General features: G+C 61.9%; 21 protein-coding genes. 11 read left to right on the top strand and 10 right to left on the bottom strand.

The annotated features are described in order from the left end of the window. Positions 1–68: 68 nt before the first annotated feature. Positions 69–977, top strand: a complete 909-nt coding sequence (locus ABX74_RS17320; RefSeq protein WP_047889304.1) for a tyrosine-protein phosphatase — start codon at positions 69–71, stop codon at positions 975–977. 187 nt (positions 978–1,164) lie between these two features. Here ABX74_RS17320 and ABX74_RS17315 read toward each other — a convergent pair whose 3' ends face one another. After that, positions 1,165–1,740, bottom strand: a complete 576-nt coding sequence (locus tag ABX74_RS17315; protein WP_021333562.1) for a TetR/AcrR family transcriptional regulator — start codon at positions 1,738–1,740, stop codon at positions 1,165–1,167. Positions 1,741–1,846: 106 nt separating this feature from the next. Here ABX74_RS17315 and ABX74_RS17310 point away from each other — a divergent pair, with 106 nt between their 5' ends. Next, positions 1,847–3,028 carry a GDSL-type esterase/lipase family protein gene (locus tag ABX74_RS17310; RefSeq protein WP_047889303.1) on the top strand — a complete coding sequence of 394 codons (1,182 nt, stop codon included), beginning with the start codon at positions 1,847–1,849 and terminating at the stop codon, positions 3,026–3,028. A gap of 43 nt (positions 3,029–3,071) precedes the next feature. Here ABX74_RS17310 and ABX74_RS17305 read toward each other — a convergent pair whose 3' ends face one another. After that, complete coding sequence (locus ABX74_RS17305) at positions 3,072–3,560, bottom strand: nitroreductase family deazaflavin-dependent oxidoreductase (protein ID WP_019748134.1); 489 nt, start codon at positions 3,558–3,560, stop codon at positions 3,072–3,074. A 169-nt stretch (positions 3,561–3,729) separates the two neighbouring features. On the opposite strand from ABX74_RS17305, the gene ABX74_RS17300 reads away from it, so the two are divergent. Together ABX74_RS17300 and ABX74_RS17295 are read left to right on the top strand one after the other, a co-directional pair. Further along, positions 3,730–4,236 (top strand): glyoxalase/bleomycin resistance/dioxygenase family protein, encoded by a 507-nt coding sequence (locus ABX74_RS17300; RefSeq protein WP_029255207.1) that lies wholly within the window; start codon positions 3,730–3,732, stop codon positions 4,234–4,236. Between the two features lie 52 nt (positions 4,237–4,288). Then, entirely contained in the window at positions 4,289–5,119 is an 831-nt protein-coding gene (locus ABX74_RS17295; RefSeq protein ID WP_047889323.1) for a MerR family transcriptional regulator, read from the top strand. A 19-nt stretch (positions 5,120–5,138) separates the two neighbouring features. On the opposite strand, the gene ABX74_RS30440 is transcribed toward ABX74_RS17295, so the two are convergent. Continuing rightward, a complete protein-coding gene (locus ABX74_RS30440) occupies positions 5,139–5,312 on the bottom strand; it encodes a hypothetical protein (protein ID WP_153211278.1) in 174 nt (57 codons plus the stop codon). Positions 5,313–5,557: 245 nt separating this feature from the next. Here ABX74_RS30440 and ABX74_RS17290 point away from each other — a divergent pair, with 245 nt between their 5' ends. Next, the gene (locus ABX74_RS17290) at positions 5,558–6,607 is read left to right on the top strand and encodes a biotin/lipoate A/B protein ligase family protein (protein ID WP_019748138.1); all 1,050 of its coding nucleotides are present in this window, start codon (positions 5,558–5,560) and stop codon (positions 6,605–6,607) included. 62 nt (positions 6,608–6,669) lie between these two features. Here ABX74_RS17290 and ABX74_RS17285 read toward each other — a convergent pair whose 3' ends face one another. Together ABX74_RS17285 and ABX74_RS17280 are read right to left on the bottom strand one after the other, a co-directional pair. After that, positions 6,670–7,830: a hypothetical protein gene (locus tag ABX74_RS17285; RefSeq protein WP_021333568.1), complete on the bottom strand. Its 1,161-nt coding sequence runs from the start codon at positions 7,828–7,830 to the stop codon at positions 6,670–6,672. Continuing rightward, positions 7,830–8,774, bottom strand: coding sequence for a metal-dependent hydrolase (locus ABX74_RS17280; RefSeq protein WP_047889302.1), 945 nt, complete (start codon positions 8,772–8,774; stop codon positions 7,830–7,832). Before ABX74_RS17280 ends, ABX74_RS17285 begins: the two co-directional genes overlap by 1 nt. A 225-nt stretch (positions 8,775–8,999) precedes the next feature. Between ABX74_RS17280 and ABX74_RS17275 the strand changes: the two genes are divergently transcribed. Further along, positions 9,000–9,656 carry a TetR/AcrR family transcriptional regulator gene (locus tag ABX74_RS17275; protein WP_047889301.1) on the top strand — a complete coding sequence of 219 codons (657 nt, stop codon included), beginning with the start codon at positions 9,000–9,002 and terminating at the stop codon, positions 9,654–9,656. Here the strand turns inward: ABX74_RS17275 and ABX74_RS17270 are convergent. Further along, the gene (locus ABX74_RS17270; protein ID WP_020907480.1) at positions 9,622–10,356 is read right to left on the bottom strand and encodes an energy-coupling factor transporter transmembrane component T family protein; all 735 of its coding nucleotides are present in this window, start codon (positions 10,354–10,356) and stop codon (positions 9,622–9,624) included. The two genes, ABX74_RS17275 and ABX74_RS17270, sit on opposite strands and share 35 nt — an antisense overlap. Next, entirely contained in the window at positions 10,353–12,392 is a 2,040-nt protein-coding gene (locus ABX74_RS17265) for an ATP-binding cassette domain-containing protein (protein WP_019748143.1), read from the bottom strand. The genes ABX74_RS17270 and ABX74_RS17265 overlap by 4 nt, the downstream gene beginning before the upstream one ends. Positions 12,393–12,494: 102 nt before the next feature. On the opposite strand from ABX74_RS17265, the gene dapB reads away from it, so the two are divergent. Together dapB and ABX74_RS17255 are read left to right on the top strand one after the other, a co-directional pair. Further along, positions 12,495–13,259: a 4-hydroxy-tetrahydrodipicolinate reductase gene (gene dapB, locus ABX74_RS17260; RefSeq protein WP_019748144.1), complete on the top strand. Its 765-nt coding sequence runs from the start codon at positions 12,495–12,497 to the stop codon at positions 13,257–13,259. Further along, positions 13,256–13,720 carry a hypothetical protein gene (locus ABX74_RS17255; RefSeq protein WP_020907483.1) on the top strand — a complete coding sequence of 155 codons (465 nt, stop codon included), beginning with the start codon at positions 13,256–13,258 and terminating at the stop codon, positions 13,718–13,720. Before dapB ends, ABX74_RS17255 begins: the two co-directional genes overlap by 4 nt. 35 nt (positions 13,721–13,755) lie before the next feature. Here ABX74_RS17255 and ABX74_RS17250 read toward each other — a convergent pair whose 3' ends face one another. Continuing rightward, entirely contained in the window at positions 13,756–14,412 is a 657-nt protein-coding gene (locus tag ABX74_RS17250) for a DUF3105 domain-containing protein (protein ID WP_019748146.1), read from the bottom strand. A 47-nt stretch (positions 14,413–14,459) separates the two neighbouring features. Further along, positions 14,460–15,407 (bottom strand): hypothetical protein, encoded by a 948-nt coding sequence (locus ABX74_RS17245; RefSeq protein WP_223257950.1) that lies wholly within the window; start codon positions 15,405–15,407, stop codon positions 14,460–14,462. Between the two features lie 202 nt (positions 15,408–15,609). On the opposite strand from ABX74_RS17245, the gene ABX74_RS17240 reads away from it, so the two are divergent. Next, the gene (locus tag ABX74_RS17240; protein ID WP_020907486.1) at positions 15,610–16,008 is read left to right on the top strand and encodes a DUF1801 domain-containing protein; all 399 of its coding nucleotides are present in this window, start codon (positions 15,610–15,612) and stop codon (positions 16,006–16,008) included. A gap of 7 nt (positions 16,009–16,015) precedes the next feature. Here the strand turns inward: ABX74_RS17240 and ABX74_RS17235 are convergent, their stop codons facing one another. Then, positions 16,016–17,173 (bottom strand): isochorismate synthase MenF, encoded by a 1,158-nt coding sequence (locus ABX74_RS17235; RefSeq protein ID WP_082148519.1) that lies wholly within the window; start codon positions 17,171–17,173, stop codon positions 16,016–16,018. A 201-nt stretch (positions 17,174–17,374) separates the two neighbouring features. On the opposite strand from ABX74_RS17235, the gene ABX74_RS17230 reads away from it, so the two are divergent. Continuing rightward, a complete protein-coding gene (locus tag ABX74_RS17230; RefSeq protein WP_003942230.1) occupies positions 17,375–17,605 on the top strand; it encodes a phosphopantetheine-binding protein in 231 nt (76 codons plus the stop codon). After that, positions 17,593–18,393 (top strand): 2,3-dihydro-2,3-dihydroxybenzoate dehydrogenase, encoded by an 801-nt coding sequence (locus ABX74_RS17225; protein ID WP_021344032.1) that lies wholly within the window; start codon positions 17,593–17,595, stop codon positions 18,391–18,393. Before ABX74_RS17230 ends, ABX74_RS17225 begins: the two co-directional genes overlap by 13 nt. Positions 18,394–18,428 lie beyond the last annotated feature (35 nt).

Raw genomic sequence — 18,428 nt, 5'->3', positions numbered from 1 at the left:
CTTGTAATCTCGCACGTGAGTTTGTGGGGGCGCGGGGTCGTCCAGCACAGCGAGTGAAGAGGACGACGATGACGACTGCTTACACGCGCCGCCGAGGGGCGCATTCTTTCGGAATCGCCCTCACTGCGCTGTTTACCGTGGTGGCGGCCTTGACCGGTCCCGCACTCGCCTCCGCCTCGAGCGGCGACCCGCAATCGGGTTCGAGCCAGTTCGGATCGTCCGGGGAGCAACCGCCGCTGCCGGAGATCCCACCGCCGTCCGCGGCCGAGATCAGGCTCGACGAGGCGCGGAACTTCCGCGACATCGGCGGCTATCGGACTACCGACGGCAGGACCGTCCGGACAGGCCTGGTGTTCCGTTCCAACAAGCTCAGCTCGCTCAATGAGACTGATCTGGCCAAACTCACCGCCGCGAACCTGACCCTCGACGTCGATCTGCGTAACACCTCCGAACGCACGGAGGATCCCGATCGGATCCCTGCCGGGGTCACCTACCAGGTCGCCGACGTCGTCAGCATCGACCATGGCATCGCGTTCCACGAGTTCGTTCCCCTGACCCTCGGTCGCGCGTTGATCGACGGCGCGGTCAACGGAACCTCGAACATCGGCCAGAGCATCGGCTACCCGTTCATGGTCAACTACCGTGGCTCCGATGTCGCCTTCCATGATCTGCTGACGGCGATCGCGAACAACTCCGACGGCGCAACCGTCTACCACTGCAGCGCTGGGAAGGATCGCACCGGTTGGGGTACCGCGATCCTGCTGACCATCCTCGGTGTCCCGCGTGAGGTCATCAGTGCCGACTTCATGGCGTCGAACACGTACCTGGGCCGGGACGACGCGGTGGACCTGTCGTGGCTCGATGCGGCGTACGCCCAGGTGGACCGACTCTACGGTGGTATGGATACTTACGTACGGGAGGGCTTCGGCGTCGACCAGGGCACTATCGACTCTCTGCGTGCCAAGCTTCTCCTCTAGGCGCGGCCCCAGACCTCGACTTCCTGCCCACTCGGACGCTCTGCTGTCCCAGTGCGACCAATGATTACGGGAATGCGCAATTGTGTGGCGCTGCTCCTGCGGTGGGCTCGAGGTTGCGGTCTCCATCATCAGGCCGCATGTCATCACCAAGTGGCGCAGGAACTTTGCTCACAAGAAGCACGCCTGATCATGCATTCGATGCTGGCCAATTGGTCAGCATCGAATCGAGAGCCTCGAGGATCCTGGACCAGCTTTCGGCGCTGTCCGGCGCACTGTGGCTGAACGATCCACCTAACTCCAGGCTGGCATATCCATGGAAAACGCTGCCTAGCAACCGAACTGCGTGAGTCTGGTCGAGGTCGGTGAGGTTGTATCCGCGCAGAATCGATCGCATCATCTGCGAGTGTCTGAAGCCCGCGCTCGCTGCTGCGTCCTCCGGGGTGAGGCGCATCTGTGACGCGGCGTACCTGCCGGGGTGTGCCTTCGCGTAGTCGCGATAGACGTTCGCGAAGGCGGTCAAAGCGTCGCGGCCGGACCGACCGGCCACGGCGTCGGCAGCCTGGTCGGCCATCTCCTCCAAAGCGAGCAACGCGATTCTGGTTTTGAGGTCGTTCGAACTTTTCACGTGGGAGTACAGGCTTGCGACCTTGACGTCGAACTGCCTGGCGACTGCCGATACGGTCACGTGCTCGAAGCCGACCTCGTCGGCCAATTCCGCGCCCGCCATCGCGAGGCGGTCGGCTGTGAGTCCTGCGCGAGGCATGTCAATCGGTCCTGTTCGTTGGGAGGGTAAACCACTTGCCTAAAGAGTATAGGCAAATTACTATCAGCAGTAGCAAACTTCCGTAAACGATTTTCAGGTGAATGAAATGCACAGCCAGAGCAGCTGGATTACTACCGAAATTTCCGAGGACATCGTGCGCGGAGCCCTCGAAATCGAACGGACCGAACGCGGTGTGCTGACGCACCGCCTACCTGCCACGGCTCGCACGCAATTCGCTGACGGGCAGATGGCAATGGCGCAATCACAACCGTCCGGAGTGCGGCTAGTATTTCGAACCAGCGCCACGAGCATCGAACTCGATACTCTGCCCACGAAAATGATCTACACCGGCGCTCCGCCGAGGCCGCAAGGGGTGTACGACCTGCTCGTCGACGGCGAACTGGCCGGGCAAGCAAGCGCTACGGGCGGCAATACGGTGACGATCGACATGGCTACCGGTACCGCTCAGAGGCAGTCCGGACCTGTCAGTATCATCCGTTTCGCGGAGCTGCCCGCGCGATCCAAGACCGTCGAGATCTGGTTGCCACACAACGAGACCACCGAACTTGTCGCATTGCGAACCGACACGCCACTCGAACTCGCGGTTGATACGAAGCGCCGCGTGTGGCTCCATCACGGAAGCTCGATCAGTCAAGGATCCGGCGCTGAAAGTCCCTCCGGCACTTGGCCTGCTCTTGCAGCCTCCGTCGGCGGCGTGGATCTGATCAACCTAGGGTTCAGTGGCAGTGCTCTGCTGGACCAGTACACCGCCCGCGCGATGCGCGACACTTCTGCTGACCTGATCAGCATCAAGATGGGCATCAATCTGGTCAACTCCGACGTGATGCGCCTACGGGCCTTCACATCTGCAATGCACGGCTTCCTCGACACGGTTCGCGACGGTCATCCAGTGGCTCCGCTGTTGGTCGTTTCGCCCGTCTATTGCCCGATCCACGAGGACACACCGGGGCCTGGTGCCTTCGACTTCGACGCTCTTGCCAGAGGCGAAATGCGATTCGTTGCCACCGGAGATCCCGCCGAGCGGGCATCCGGGAAGCTGACGCTGCGCTCGATTCGGGAAGAGTTGGCGCGCATCGTAACCCAGCGGTCAGTCGATGATCCTAATCTGCATTACATCGACGGGTGTGATCTCTACGGTGCCCCGGAGAACGAAGAGTTGCCGCTTCCCGATCAGCTCCATCCGGACGCTGCAACGCATCGTCTCATCGGCGAACGCTTTGCCCAACGTGTATTCGCAGACGGCGGTGTATTCGCCGGCGAGGCGTAATCGCGCAATCTGATTCGGCTCACACCACCACTCACACCACCACTCACATCACGGTGAGCCGAATCAGCGGGTACTTGCGATCGGACTTGCTCTGGTACTTGGCGATTCGGGGCTGGGCGGTGGCCACTTGGTGCCACGCTTGCTCGCGATCGTCGCCTTCGAGTTCGTGAGCTGTGACTGGTACGGGATTTCGGCCGGGCATCTCGATAGACACTCGATCGGGATGCGCCACCACATTCGAGTGCCAGTCCGGGTTTCGACCGCCGCCGCCCGAAGCCACGATCAACAGACCGCCCCTGCCGTCGGACAGGTGCATCAGCGGAGTCTCTCGGGGTTGCCCGCTGCGTCGGCCTACCGTGTGCAGGATGAGGACGTCCATTCCCATGAACGTGCCTTTCCCGCGCCGAATCTTGCGATTCGTGCGGGCGTTCGCGTTCCGCTGCATCCACCGTGACAGTGCGCCGGGACCGCCGGACTTCGGTTCGCTGTGATTCCCGATGGGATCTCTCGGTGTTGGATCCGTTTGTGCCATGGTCGGCTACCTCCAGTTTGTCGGCGTGAGCGTCGTTTCGACAAACCTATGAGGATTGCGGGCTCGGTGCTTCTCGATTTCTGATCACTGTGTTTTCCGGTCACTGTGTTTTCTGATCGGAGTTCACACGATTTGACCCTGACGTAGCGTGAGGGCTCACGATGACTTCATGACCGACACCTACCCTGCATTCGACATCAGCCCCGTCCCTGTCCCTACGACCGATGCCGTGCCTCCGGAACAGTTCCGAGGTCTCTACGGTATGCCGATGTTCGTGTCTGTTCCGACTTCGGATCTGGCCGAATCGGCAGACTTCTGGATCCGCGGGCTCGGTTTCTTCGACTTCTTTTCGGTGCCTGATCGACTGACGCATCTGCGGCGCTGGGCATTTCAAGACGTTCTGCTCGTGCCCGGCGAGCGAGCAGATTCGCCACCGTCCATCAGCGTGAGCTTTGCGTGTGTGCTGAGTCAGATCGACCAGATAGCAAAGGCGTGTGAGGAATTGCGGCCCGGATGCACCAGCGGTCCAGACCTGAAGCCGTGGAATTCACTGGAGTTGGAGATCGTGACACCGGAGAACGCGCGTGTGATCATGACGGCCGCTCGTCCGTACGACCCGAACAGTGCCGAGGCCGAGCATCTGCGAGGTATGGGAATTGACGGACCCGACGACTGAACAGAAGTCTGACGCGGTGGTCTCGCGCGCCGCGTCTGTCAAACTGGATGCCGTGACGGATCAACTCTTCGGAGACGAGGCAGACTATGCTCTTACCGTCGGTGCTGCCGCATCTCGGCTGGGCATAACTGTACGTACCCTTCATCATTGGGACGCAATCGGTTTGGTGTGCCCATCCGGGCGCAGTGACGGAGGCTACCGGCTGTACACCGACGCCGACCTCGGCCGAATTGGTCGCGTACTTGTCTACCGCGACGTGGGCTTGTCGCTCGACGAGATCGGGATACTGCTCGAATCGCCGGCAGCCCACGTGGACGAAACACTGCGCGGGCAGCGCGCCGAGTTGCGACAACGGATTGCCGACTTGGAGCAACAGGGCGAGTCCTTGGATCGCATCATCGATGCCAGGAAGTCCGGTGTGCTGTTGCCGGCAGACGAGCAGGTGTCGATCTTCGGCCGACACTGGCAGCCGTCATGGGGACCGGAGGCGCACGAGCGTTGGGGTGACAGTGCGCAGTGGGCGCAGCACGCGGAACGGTCGGCAGGTAGGACCGCTGAGGATTGGCAGAAGATCGCCGACTGCGTCGAGGCGCTCAACGAAGATCTGGCGTTGGCGTGCCGTGCGGGTGTCGAACCGGGAAGCGCCGAGGCGAATTCGCTGGCAGAACGCCACCGAGCGTCGATCGGGGTCTACTTCGACTGCACACACTCGATGCAGGTGTGTCTGGGACGGATGTACGTTGGCGATCCAGGCTTCTCCGAGTTCTACGACGCGCTGTTCTACGAGACGGTCGAGACCGGTCTGACCGCGTGGCTCCGCGCTGTCATCGATGCGAACGCTCTGGCACATGGAGTTGTCCCCGAATCGGCGACATGGGTGTGAGTGAGCTGGTGGTCGCTCGTCAGTCCAAAGACGCGCAGGCAGTGCACCACGGTCGGCCGTCGACCCCGGGGGCACGATGGGGTACTGCGATGCGCGCGGCCAAGATGCAGCTTTCGTTGTCGTGATAGACGTCGAGATCCGAAGGAACCGTCGAGTGGAACGCCGGGACCTTCATGTCTACCTCCGTTGTCACTCGCCAGAGAGTTGGCTCGTTGCGGTAATCCTCCCACCCCAGCGATCATCTCGCCTGTCGGAAGAAGCACGTGTCAAGGCGGGGGCCGACACCTGCTGTCCTCGCCGCGCGATCATGGAGCCGCACAGCGGTTTACAGGTGTGAGAGCCTGATCACCCTTCCGGCCGAACCGATGCGCACTGCGCGCGCGGTGTGATCTTCGACGGCGCTCACCGCAGAGAATCGCACAGGGATAGGCTGGACAAATGCGTGGAGAGTACAAGGTTCCTGGTGGAAAACTGGTCGCGGTCGACGTCGAGGTGGCGGACGGTCGGCTGGCCGAAGTCGCAGTCTCGGGGGACTTCTTCCTCGAGCCCGACAGTGCGCTCGACGACATCAACGCGGCGTTGCGCGGAATGCCAGCCGACTCGGATGCAGAACAGTTGGCACAAGCTATCTCCAGTGCGCTCGACGAGTCCGTCTCGATGATCGGCTTCACGCCGCAGTCGGTCGGTATTGCGATCCGGCGCGCACTCGGTCACGCCACGAGTTGGGCGGATCACACGTTCGACCTCATCCCACCGGTGGTTCTGGACCCAGCGATGCACGTCGCGCTGGACGAGGTCATCGCGCGTGAGGTGGCATCGGGTGAGCGTCCGCCGACACTGCGATTCTGGGACTGGGACTCGCCCTTGGTCGTGATCGGATCGTTCCAATCCGTGCGTAACGAGGTCGACTCCGAGGCTGCTGCGCGGCACGGCATCGGCGTGGTGCGCCGAATCTCCGGTGGCGGCGCGATGTTCATGGAACCTGGCAACTGCATCACGTACTCGTTGGCAGTACCGGCGTCGTTGGTCGAAGGTTTGAGTTTCGAGCAGTCCTACGCGTTTCTCGATCAGTGGGTGATGGGAGCGCTGGCCGAGGTGGGTATCAACGCTCGGTACGTGCCGCTCAACGACATCGCCTCGGACAAGGGCAAGATAGCCGGCGCCGCTCAGAAGCGATTCGCGTCCGGCACCGTGCTCCATCACGTGACCATGGCCTACGACATCGATGCGGAGAAGATGACGCAGGTGCTGCGAATCGGGCGAGAGAAGATGTCGGACAAGGGAACCAAGAGCGCAGCCAAGCGGGTCGATCCGCTGCGTTCTCAAACCGGAATGACGCGTGCAGCGATCCTGGAGTCGTTTGCGCAGCACTTCCGCGGCCAGTACGACACCCGTGACAGCGACTACACGGACTCGGAGTTGGAGCAGGCGCGCAAGCTGGTGGACACGAAGTTCAGCACCGAAGCGTGGACTCACCGCGTCCCGTGACGCCGTTGTCTCGAGACACCGACAAACCGGGACGAGACCCGAGAGGTCTCGTCCCGGTCGACCTAGCTGGCCGGAGTCGTTGAGTTTGCCCCGAGAAGTTCAGCGTCGTCGACGACGGAGTTCCTCTTCGGAATGGTGAAAGTTGCGCTCACACACAGGATTGCGATGACGAAGCACGCCAGTGTGTACCACAGGTTCCCGATGGGATCTCCAGCGCTGGTGGAACCGTCGACTGCGTCGAAGAAGTCCGGAAGCGCACTCGCCCACAGTACGGCCATGACAACCAGGTACACCACGCTGTAAATCTGGACGAACCTGTTGGTGTGTGCAGGAGCGTTCGATTCTGCCGTGCGCAGGTTTCTCCACTGGCGGACGAGAACCACGATCGCGACCACTGTGAGGACGGCGAGTTCCGCCGCATAGAGGAACCCGCGAACGGTGTCACTGCCCATCCCGAAGACCGTCGCCGGGAGCGGGAGAATGAACGTACCCAGCGAGGCCAGCAGGCCGATCACGATGGTGCGCCAAACCAACTGAAGCCCGGAGAAGTGCTTGCCGGCATCGACGTGCCGTCCGACGAAGTACTGGACGCAGAATGCCAACGACATCGGCCACAGAGCGGCGAAGACGACCACGCTGGGGAGTGGAACCGCGTCGAACATGGGTTGGTTGATCGGGTTCGACGTCGACCACTCCCACCACCGCAACTGGGGTCCGAGGTGATCGAAGATTTCGTAGAACGCATGGTGGACGAAGCCGACGCAGACTGCACCCAGCAGGGGACCGTATTTGCGGAAAACGCCGAGCATTCTGACTATTTCGAAGGCCAACGTCGCCATGAGCGGGTAGATGGCAATGATGTACAGCGGCAGTCGACCCCACATGAAGTCGACGGTGAACACGTTGTGCGCGAACATCGTGTCCACTTGTTCTTCGATGCCGAACGCTGCCGGGAAGTACAGCGGAGGCTCGATGATGAACAGGTAGGCGGTGGCGCCGAACCAAAGGACCAGGTTGGTGGGGTCGCCGTTGCGGCGCAGTCGTACGATCGCCAAGACCAGTGCGAGTACCGAGCCGACGATGATCGTCCATTCGAGTACGGGCAGGGTCCAGTTCTCGAGGGCCGCCGGGTTACGGAACTCGACGAGTCCACCTGCTTCCTGACAGGAGAAACCGAGTTCTGTTGCCAGTTGGGCAAACGTGGGGGAGCAGTGCTCTGCCATCAGTTGGCCCCTGACGTGATCGACTCTTGTGCCTGAGATTCGGCGGTGTACCAGCGTGTGCAGTCGTAGCCGTCGTCGTAACGCTTGAACCACTGGTCGGCCAGTGCGGGGAGCTTCTCGTGGTCCGGGTTGTGATTGGGCATCTGGCTGCGGAAGACTCCGCCGAGCGCGACGAGTTGTTCGCCGAGTTGTAGGTGATCGAAGGCGCGGGGCATGGTGCCCTTGGTCAGGTAGGGCGCAAACGACGTCAGAATCTTCTGCTTGGTGCGGTGCATGGCGAACATCGACAGTGAGTCGACTTGCCGTTCGGAGAGTGGAACGTGCTGGTTGAACCCTGCACAGGCGATGCGAATCACCTTCATGACGTGCGCGAAGATCGACGGCGCCATTCGCATCCGGTAAAGCTCGCTTCCGACAACGGAATTGAAGATGATCAGTGCCGAGCTGCGATGCTCGACCTCCTCGACGAAGTGCCAGATGAACAGTGATGCGACGCGGTCGTCTCCCGGACGGAACAAGGTCGCCTCGTTGTCGAGCATCAGTTTGAACACCGGTGTGAAGGTCGCCTCCAGATCTGCGGTGTACGCGAGCCGGTAGTTCAACGAGGTCGCCTCGGTGAGCAGATCGAATTCACCGATCACGGCGTCGAGTGTGTTCTGCAGTCCGGGGTATCGCCTGATCAGAGCTTTCACATGTTGGCGGTGGGCGGTCGAGTGGTGGCCTTCTTGACGCATGAATGCCACGGCTTCCTCGGCGACCTCCGGATCACTGATCCGCGACTTGGTTTGCATGATCATCTTCACGATCATCTTTTCGAAACCGATGGCCAGGAACGAGACCGCGTTGGTCATGCTCGACCAGGCCGGATTCTCCGGGTTCCACAGGAAGGGAACGTCATGATCCTCGAATCCGAAATCCATCTTTCGGGGCTGAAGGTTGGTCACTTGTCGAACCTCGTCTTTCGGAGGGGCTGGTCAGGTGGCCGCTCTGGCACTCGAAGCCACGTGTGGCGGTAATCATACATATTGATGTGCAGTTGTATGTTCACTTTCGATGACGGGAGTGGATTCGGGGAAAGCAGATGCAAAACCTGCCTGTGTTAGCCTGTGGCTCTTGGACTTCGAGCGCAAAGACATGGTTCGAGCCTCGTTCGAGCGAGGAAGTGGGCAGTGGCACGAAGGCGTGGGTGGGGCGGCAATCCACCGGACAACGACGAAGATGCGTCACGTCGAATTGTCGAGGCCGCAGTCGAGCTGATCGGACGGACGAGTTCGGAAATCAGCATCGGCGACGTGGCGGAGTCACTGGGCGTGATCCGGCAGACCGTGTATCGATACTTCCCCAGCGCCGACGCTCTGATGCGGGCAGCGGCGATCGCGTCGGTCGACGGCTACCTCGATCGACTCACCACACACGTGAGCGGCATCGAAGATCCCGTCGAGGCGATGACCGAGGGTGTTCTCTACACACTGACTCAGGTCCACCGAACACCGCATCTCGGCATCCTTCTCACAAGCACGAATTCGAGTCTGCACCCGGAGGGTCTGACCTCTCAGGAGGCGCAAGCCTTCGGAATGGCGATGATCAACCGCTTCGACGTGGACTGGGTGCATTACGGCTACGACGACGCGTCACTTCAGGAACTGGTCGAATACGTCCTGCGGATGATGCAGTCGTTTTTCCTCGCGCCTGGCGACCCACCGCGGAGCGATGAGGAACTGCGGCGATACCTACGGCGCTGGATGGGTTCTGCGATCATCGCCCAGGCAAATTCTGTCAGCGATGACCCGATCAGCGCAGAACTATCGTCAAAGCAACGGCACTGACGCACGCGGCGATGACGACGGTCAGCGCGAACAGGTCGGCGAGCTGAGGGCGCTTGGGGTACGCCGCAATCAGTCCAGTGCCCCCGCGAGCGGAGATTGCTTCGCCCATTTCGGCAGACCGCCGAATTGCCACGGACATGGTTGTGGTGATCAGGTCGACTATCGAATTGTCGGCCGCGCTGTTCACCACAGCTTTCGGGCGCAGTCGTCGCGCCGCTACCAGGGTGAGCATCTCGTCGATCAACAGCGGAAGTGAACGAATGCAGAGGGCGGTCGCGATGGCCCACTCGTCGACCGGGATCTTGAATATTCGCAGCGGTCTACCGAGCGTTGCCAGTGCCGGCGCCACGTCACTCATCGACGTGGTCCACGCCAACATCAGTGAGACGCAGAGCAATACAAGACCGAACGTCACAGCTTGCAGGTAGATGAACACCGCGTCGATGCCGATCGGAAGGTTGATCAACGCGCCGAGCAGGATCAGCGCCCACAACCACCACGGAGGCCGGGGAACTGCAGTCGGGGGGATGCGTCCGATCACCGCGGTCAGCAACAACAATCCCAGTACGACGCCGATCGCCGGCCAGGACGGCGCGGCCACGACCACGATGCTGACGAGAACGACGGCAACGATCTTCGTTCCGGCCCACAATCGGTGGATCGGCGATGAAGTCGGGACTTCGCGCAGAAGTGTTGTCACGTCGTCGATCCTTCCAAGGCGCTGCTGGCGGCAGGGTCGAGGATGCGACCCTGCGACAGTCGAATTGTTCTGCTGCAGACGGCATCCATGCCGTCGACATCGTGGGAGATGACGACTACTGCGGTTCCGTTCCGACGAATCCACCTGAGTACGTTCAGGATTTCGTGTCGGCCGGGTGGATCGAGACCGGCCAATGGTTCGTCGAGGATGAGTACGCGGGGTTGGCGGACGAGGAGACCGGCCAGTACGACGCGTCGCATCTGTCCGCCGCTCAACTCGTCGATACTGCGGCCGGCGATGTGGCGGTCGAGTCCGACGGCGTCGAGCGCCCAGGAGACTTGCACCGATCCGATCTCCGGACCACCGGCGGCCTCGATGTCTTCGGCGACGGTTCGGCGTTGCAGCTGCAGCCTCGAGTGTTGGAACGTCAGACCGACAGTGCCGAGCTGACGCGAGACGGGTTTGCCGTCGAAGACCGCGGTTCCCCGGCTCGGTGCGATCAAGCCCGCCATGATCCAGGCCAGGGTCGATTTACCGGAACCGTTGCCGCCCAGGACCAGTAGCCCGTCCCCGTCGCCGATGGTCAGATTCACGTCTGACAGTGCGCGCCGCGACCACGGAGTCCGGTCGTTGTAGGTGTGGGTGACATCGGTGAGTTGGAGGACAGTTCGAGTGCCGGCCGGCCACGGCGCAGACGGCGGACCCGCGAACGTCGACGTCATCCAACCGGGTTGGTGATCGATCTGCCGTCCGCGTTGTAGTTGAATCACCCGATCTGCGTTGCGGGTGTCGGCGTGGTGATGGGTGACCAGAACCACGGCCATCGGATGGCGCCGGGGCAGTTCGGCGAGGAGCGAGACCAATTCCTCCCGGCCGGCCTGATCGACCATCGCGGTGGCTTCGTCCGCGATCAGCAGAGCGGGGCGACGAGCCAGAGCGGCAGCAACCGCCAGACGTTGCATCTCGCCGCCGGACAGCCCTGAGGTCTCGCGCATGCCCATGCCCGCGAGTCCCACCTCGGCCAGCAGTGCATCGACGTCGGGATGCGACTCGGGCGGAAGCCCCCAGACGACGTCATCGGCGACGCGGGTTCCGAGGATCTGGCTCTCGGGACGTTGGAGGACGACGGCGGTTCCGCCGTGTCGACCGAGACCGGCGGACCCGGGCCTCGTCAGGGTCCCGACGGTCGGTGCGCGACCGGCGAGCAACCGGGTGAGTGTGGACTTGCCCGAGCCGTTGTGGCCGACGACGGTGACGAACTCTCCTCGTCGGACCGTGAAGTTGACGTCGACGAGCGCCGGCGTCGATGCACTCGGATAGGTGAAGCCCACGTGATCGAAAGTGACCGGTAGCGGGTCGATCGGACGGTCGTCGGGAGCTGTCTGGAGCGGGTCGGCCGAGGGGAGTGCGGCCAATCGATCGAGGACGGCACCGAGGACAAAATAGGAGACGACGGTGCTGAGGACGATTCCGGAGCTGATCGACAGGCCGATCCACAACCACCAGTAGTCGATGATCGAGCCGATGCTGTTCTCGATCCATTCGGCTGCGCCGACCAGCGTCGGGGCACGCTTCAAGATTGCGGCCACGCCCAGCGCGGTGTTCTCCAGCGAGGTCAACAACAAGGTGCGCAGGGGCGCGAGAACAAGCAACAGGACTATGGAGAACAACGCCAGCGCGGGTCCGATGACAAGCGACGACAGCAACGCGGAGATGAAGCCGAGACCGCGCCGCTTGACCGTACCGATGATTCCGCCGAGGAGAGCGCTCAGCGCGACCGCCGCCGCAGATCCCGAACCCGCTGCGACGAAAGCGACCGCAGTAGCCGAGACGCCGGCCGTCATCACGGCGCGGACTCGAAAGCGCTGGGCAACAATTCCCATCGGAACGGCGGCCACGAGGTTGAGGGCGCTGGCCATGGGGATGACCGTGGCAATGACGGACAACGCGACCGTGAATCCGGCCATGACGGCACCCGTTGCCAACTCGAGTGGTCGAAGGTTGCCGGTTTCGCGGACTTGCGGACGGTTGCTCACTACGTCCAGTGTGCCAGTGGTGACATAACTCCTGCCCGACTGATGGTGAGCGCATCGGCACGATTGCGTAGGCTTCACCTCAAACAATGCATCGGACGGAGCGTGGAAGACGTGAGTGCAGCACCCATCAGGGTCGGGGTTCTGGGAGCCAAGGGCAAGGTCGGTCGAGCGATCTGCGAGGCAGTGGAAGCTGCTCCCGATCTGGAACTTGTCGCTCAGGTCGATACCGGTGATCGCATCGAGACGTTCGTCGACACCCGCACTCAGGTAGTCGTCGATTTCACGCACCCCGACGTCGTCATGGGAAATCTGGAATTCCTCGTGGCCAACGGAATTCACGCCGTGATCGGCACCACCGGTTTCGACGAGTCCAGGCTTGCGACTGTGCAGTCCTGGCTCGACGAGCAGCCTGCAACGGGTGTTCTGATCGCCCCGAACTTCGCCATCGGTGCTGTGTTGTTGATGCGTTTCTCGGCTGCCGCGGCGCGCTTCTTCGATTCCGTCGAGGTCATCGAACTTCACCACCCCAACAAGGCAGATGCTCCCTCGGGCACCGCATACCGAACGGCCGCCATGATCGCCGAAGCTCGCGCGGAAGCAGGCGTCGGACGCAGCCCTGACGCCACCACGACCGAGCTCGAGGGTGCGCGCGGAGCCGACGTCGACGGAGTCCGGGTTCACTCCGTGCGGATGGCCGGACTGGTCGCGCATCAGGAAGTGATTCTCGGAACTCAGGGCGAGACGCTGACCATTCGCCACGACTCGATCGACCGGAATTCGTTCGCGCCGGGCGTTCTGCTCGGTGTCCGCCAGATCGGGTCACGTCCGGGCCTGACGGTCGGTATCGATTCCTTCCTCGATCTATGAACAAGACCACCCGCACCCTCGCGCTGATCGTTGCGATCTGTATCGCGCTCGCGGTGTACTTCGTATTGCTCGGCCAGCGCGGAATCCAGCTCATCCAAGACGGAGGCGGCGCCGCGATCGGTCTCGGGATCGGCGTGCTGATCCTGCCGTTCCTGGGGCTGTGGCTCGTCATCGCCACCCTTCGTGCCGGCTTCACACACCAACGCCTCGCGCAGCAGATTCACGACGAGGGCCTCGCTGTCGATGCGTCTTCACTTCCGAAATTGCCTTCGGGCCGGATCGAGCGGGCGGCTGCCGACGAGTTGTTCGCTCAGATCAAGGTCGACTGGGAAGCAGACCCGGACAACTGGAAGCAGAACTTCCGACTCGCTCGCGCCTACGACTATGCCGGTGACCGAAGCCGGGCGCGGGAAACCATGCGCCGCGCAGTGGAACTGGAACGTCGGTCGCGAGGCAAGTAGTTTCTCCCTGCTGTGAACAGGGGTCTGCTGGGATGCTACCGCTCCGGAACTGTTGCGGGAGAAGACGGATCCGGAGTGGTGGGGTCGAATGGCGGCGGGTTGTTCGGGTCGAAGCTAGTCATCGGCACCGAACACGTCGCGCCCACTTCGGGATACGTGTTCGGGTTGACTCGTAGCGCCGAGACGAATTGATCGATGCGAGCGTCCTCAGCGTTGTCGAGTTTGAGTTGACGGCCCCAGGACTGCAGCGAGATCGGCGAATCCAGGGTCGGATACGGCGACATCAAGGTGTAGCTCATGCCTTCGACTCGCTGTGCCAAGCGCGCCTGATCCTCACTCGAGACCAGGTCGGGGTTGTACGTGATCCACACTGCCCCGTGCTCGAGGGAATGGACCGCATTCTCGGTTCGAATGGCTTGCGGGTAGACAACTCCGGTGCAGTTTGCCCAGACCGAATCATGGCGACCACCGAAGGGCGGTGAATGTGTGTACGCCACACGTTCGTTCGGCCGTACGTGTTGAGCTGCCGGGTAGTCGACCGTGACAACTCCGTCGATGGATTCGGACGGATCCGGATTGTCGACGCTCGGAACAAACGCATCCGGTCGAGGTGTTCCTTCGAGAGAATTCGCGCACGAAGCCAGCGCGAGAACTGTCGAGATCGCCACTGTTGCTCGAAGTTGTTTGTTCACTCGGCCATGATAGCGGCGCCTGTCCGCTTTCCCGAGACGTGAATCGACTACGACCCGAGAGAGCTTGTGGTTCCGCCCGAGTGCGCGATGTCACTGGCGCCTCGAAGAATTCGGAGCGGAGGCAGCGGCCCTTGGTATGCCTCGGAGCCACTGATCAGATCACCGGCCGCGTCGAACGCGATCGCTTCACCTTGTGGCTCGTCGGGAAGGGGCACACGAATAGGATTGGTGGTCAAGGCTTTCGCGACATCGCCGTCGGGAGCTGTGTAGAGGTAGACATCGGTGTAGGTGCGCAGCGCTACCACCGTGCCGTCTTTGCTCACGGCGCCTCCGGTGACAGCCATCGTTCCGGCATGGGGGACCGGTCCACCGGAAGTGAGGGTGGGAGTAAATCTGAGCTGACCTACCTTGGCCAACATGGTCGGCGACGCCGTACTCAGATCCTGAACCTGCTGTCGTTCAGCGGTTGTGTAGACCACGCTTGCGCCCAGGTAATCCTTGGTGACGATGACGGGAAGCCCGTTGCTCTGGATCAGCAGTGTCTCGGCATCGTGCGCCCCGTCCGGATAAACCAGGGGGTAGGAGGTCGCGGCACCTGAAGTCGGATCGAGTTCGATCAGCCCGATCGACGTTCGTACCGCGTTGTTGTCGCCGATGTCTGCCAGCCACAGGTGGCCGTCGGGAGTCGACGAGAGATCCTCGATATCGACACGAGGGGTGCCCACGTTGATCCAGCGCTGAACGTGGCAGTTCGAATCGAGTTCGGCGACTCGATCATCGGAGCCGCTGTCGCCGATTGCGTATATCCCGGCCGCGGTGACGGTGAGTCCGGACAGCTCGGAAAGGCCTGCATCGGTGGGTGTGCACAGTACGTCGAAGACGCGCGGGGCCTGTTGCGCCGCCGCCGGAACAGTGTGAACGCCGACGACTGCGGCGGCGAGAAGAACCGATCCGGCAGCCGCAGCGACTGAATGGGCGAGCGGGCGATTCCACACTACGATGCAGTCCTCCGGGCCGAAGAATCGGGACTTAGTACCCAGAGAATACTGGACGTCCGTCTCACTTTGTCCGAATTCCAAGAAATCGCGCTTGCCGAGACGTCGTGATGCGTCAGTGATTCGCTGAGTGAATGTTGGTGCAGGAGGGGATACTCGACTCACCGGAGATCGGCGGCAACGAGCAGGAAGTGACGAAGCGATGGCGAAGCGTGATTCCGAAAAGCAAGGCGCAGATTCCCCGTCTCAGTTGATCGACCAGCGAATCGAGGAACTCGGAGACTGGCGGGGCGAGATGCTCTCCCGGATACGAACTCTGATCAAAGAGGTGGATCCGGATGTGGTGGAGGAATGGAAGTGGCGAGGAGTTCCCGTGTGGTACCACGCTGGAATGATCTGTACCGGTGAGACTTACAAGAGTGCAGTGAAGGTGACTTTTGCCAAAGGCGCATCACTCGACGACGCCTCAGGTCTCTTCAACTCCAGCCTCGAGGGCAATACGAGACGGGCGATCGATTTTCACGAAGGTGAAGCCGTCGACGAAAAGGCGTTCAAGGCACTCGTTCACGCCGCGATTGCCCTGAACACCTCGAAGAAGTGATGCCTGGTCAGAGCTGATGTTCAGCGAGGTCGAACGCACTGAGTAACGTGCGGAATTTTGTACTGGTCTCTCTCAGCTCGATTTCCGGATCGGAGGAAGCGACGATTCCGCCGCCCGCGTACGCCCGCGCCGAGAGGCCGTCTGCTGCAATCTCGGCGCAACGAATAGCCACCATCCACTCGCCGTCTCCGGTTCGGTCGCACCAGCCCACGGCACCGGCGTAGAACCCGCGGTCCCCTTCGGTCGCGGTGATGTGCTCGCGTGCGGCGCCCGTCGGTGTTCCGCAGACGGCGGGGGTCGGGTGCAGCGCCATTGCCAGCTCGAGCGAGGTCAGGCTCGGATCGGCCAGGACACCTTCGATCTTGGTCCCGAGGTGCCACAGTTGCGGTGTCCGAAGGAGTTCCGGTGCGCTGGGTGCATTGAATGATGTGCACAGTGGTCCGAGTATCGAGCTGATGGAGTCGACGACGAACGCGTGTTCGGCGAGATCTTTGGTCGACGCGCGGAGTTGCTCGGCATTCGCCTCGTCCTGATCCGAATTCGGGTGCCGTGCAATCGAGCCCGCCAACGGGTGGCAGGTGACGACGTCGCCTCGCCGTTCGATCAGAACCTCGGGCGTCGAGCCGACCAGCGAACGCCCCCGGTACTTTCCTCCGGCGGGGGACAAGTCGACGCAGAAACCGTTGTGCGCGTGATCGAGTGCAATCAGTTTCTCGGCCAGAGCGGCGGGCAAGATCGTGGACTCGGCCTCGATGGTCAGGGAGCGTGCGAGGACAACTTTGTCGAGTTCGCCTGCTCGAAGACGTTCGATGGCGCCGCGGACTCTGTCGGTGTGGATCTGCGGGCTGGGTTCGAATCCGGCTACCCGCGAACTGGGCAGTGTCGGTACGTTCGAGTGATATAGATCACCGCGGACTCGTGTGAAACTCAGTGGCGCGGTGAGAGCGGACGGCGTCTCCGGGGAGAACGGCAGGGCGCCGACGACCGAGTCGATGCGGCCCGTTTTGAGGGCTTCAGCGGCGTCGAAGGCCGAGTCGAATTCTTCGACTACTCCCGAAGTGCGGATCGACGTTTGCCTACGTGAGAGTAGGAAAACGGATTCCGTTTCATCGTCAGTCCGGTTGTTGCGCAACGGGAATTCGGAGACTTCGGCGAGTGCTGACATGGACACCCTTCCAGTTCGACAGGATTACTTGCTATGTTGAGGCTAGCCTTAGTCCGGGTGAATTTGTGTCGTGAGCATCCGGGTTGTGTACTTCCGTACCGTTATGGTTAGGCTGGCCTAAAGTAAAGGCGTGCGGACGGGGTCGACACGAGGGGTGGGTTGGCTCGATCTGAGCGCGTCGACCACTACTCGAGGAGACCGATGAGCAACACCGTGGACCGTGACCAGATCGTGCGCGACGTCGCCGAGGTTCTGTCGATGAGGGCAGAACAACTCGGCGACGACGCGGACCTGGGTGACGAAGGACTGGACTCGGTTCGCTTGATGACGCTCGTCGAACGATGGCGAGGAGCGGGCGCGGATGCCGACTTCGCGGAGTTGGCAGAAGAACCGACGATCAATGCCTGGGTTCAGGTGCTGTGCCCGCAGTGAGCGATCGCCGAATTGCCGTAGTCACCGGTGCTGCGGCTGGTATCGGCGCCGCAGTTGCCCGGACTCTTGCGCGCGACGGGTATTCGCTGGCGCTTCTCGATCGCGACGACGTCGAATTGAAGCGGGTAACTGCGGAATTGGCAGAAACAATCGTCGAAGGCGCCGATATCGAGAGTCACGTCGTGGACGTGACCGATCGGCAGGCAGTCGACGCTGCAGTGGCCTCCACGATGGACACGTTCGGCCGGATCGACGCGCTCGCGCACGTCGCCGGAATTCTCGACACCGGATCGGTGCTTGACTCCGATCCAGACCAGTGGCGGAAGATATTCGGCGTCAACGTCTTCGGATTGCTCAACGTGCTGCAAAGTGTGGGACTGGAAATGCGTCGCCGTCGGGCCGGGTCGATCGTGGTGGTCTCGTCCAACGCCGCCGGTGTCCCACGTATCGGGATGGGTGCTTACGGTTCGTCCAAAGCTGCTGCCACCATGTTGGTTCGAACCGCGGGCCTGGAGTTGGCTGTCGACGGGATTCGTGTCAACGTTGTCGCTCCGGGTTCCACAGACACAGCGATGCAGCGGTCATTGTGGTCGGATCCTTCCGACGATTCGGGTGCCGACGCGGTCATCGAAGGCAATCTGGCGGGCTATCGCCTGGGCATTCCGCTCGGAAAACTTGCCACCGCAGACGATATCGCGGACTCGGTGCACTTCCTGCTGTCCGACCGGGCGGCCCACATCACCATGCAGGCGCTGTACGTCGACGGCGGAGCGACGCTCAAAGCGTGAGATGTATTTGCTGACAGTACTTTCGAAGAGGAGTC

Source organism: Rhodococcus sp. ARP2 (assembly GCF_001029585.1).
In the GTDB taxonomy this organism is placed as follows: Bacteria; Actinomycetota; Actinomycetes; order Mycobacteriales; family Mycobacteriaceae; genus Rhodococcus_F; species Rhodococcus_F erythropolis.
This window is presented reverse-complemented; position numbering and strand designations above follow the sequence as displayed.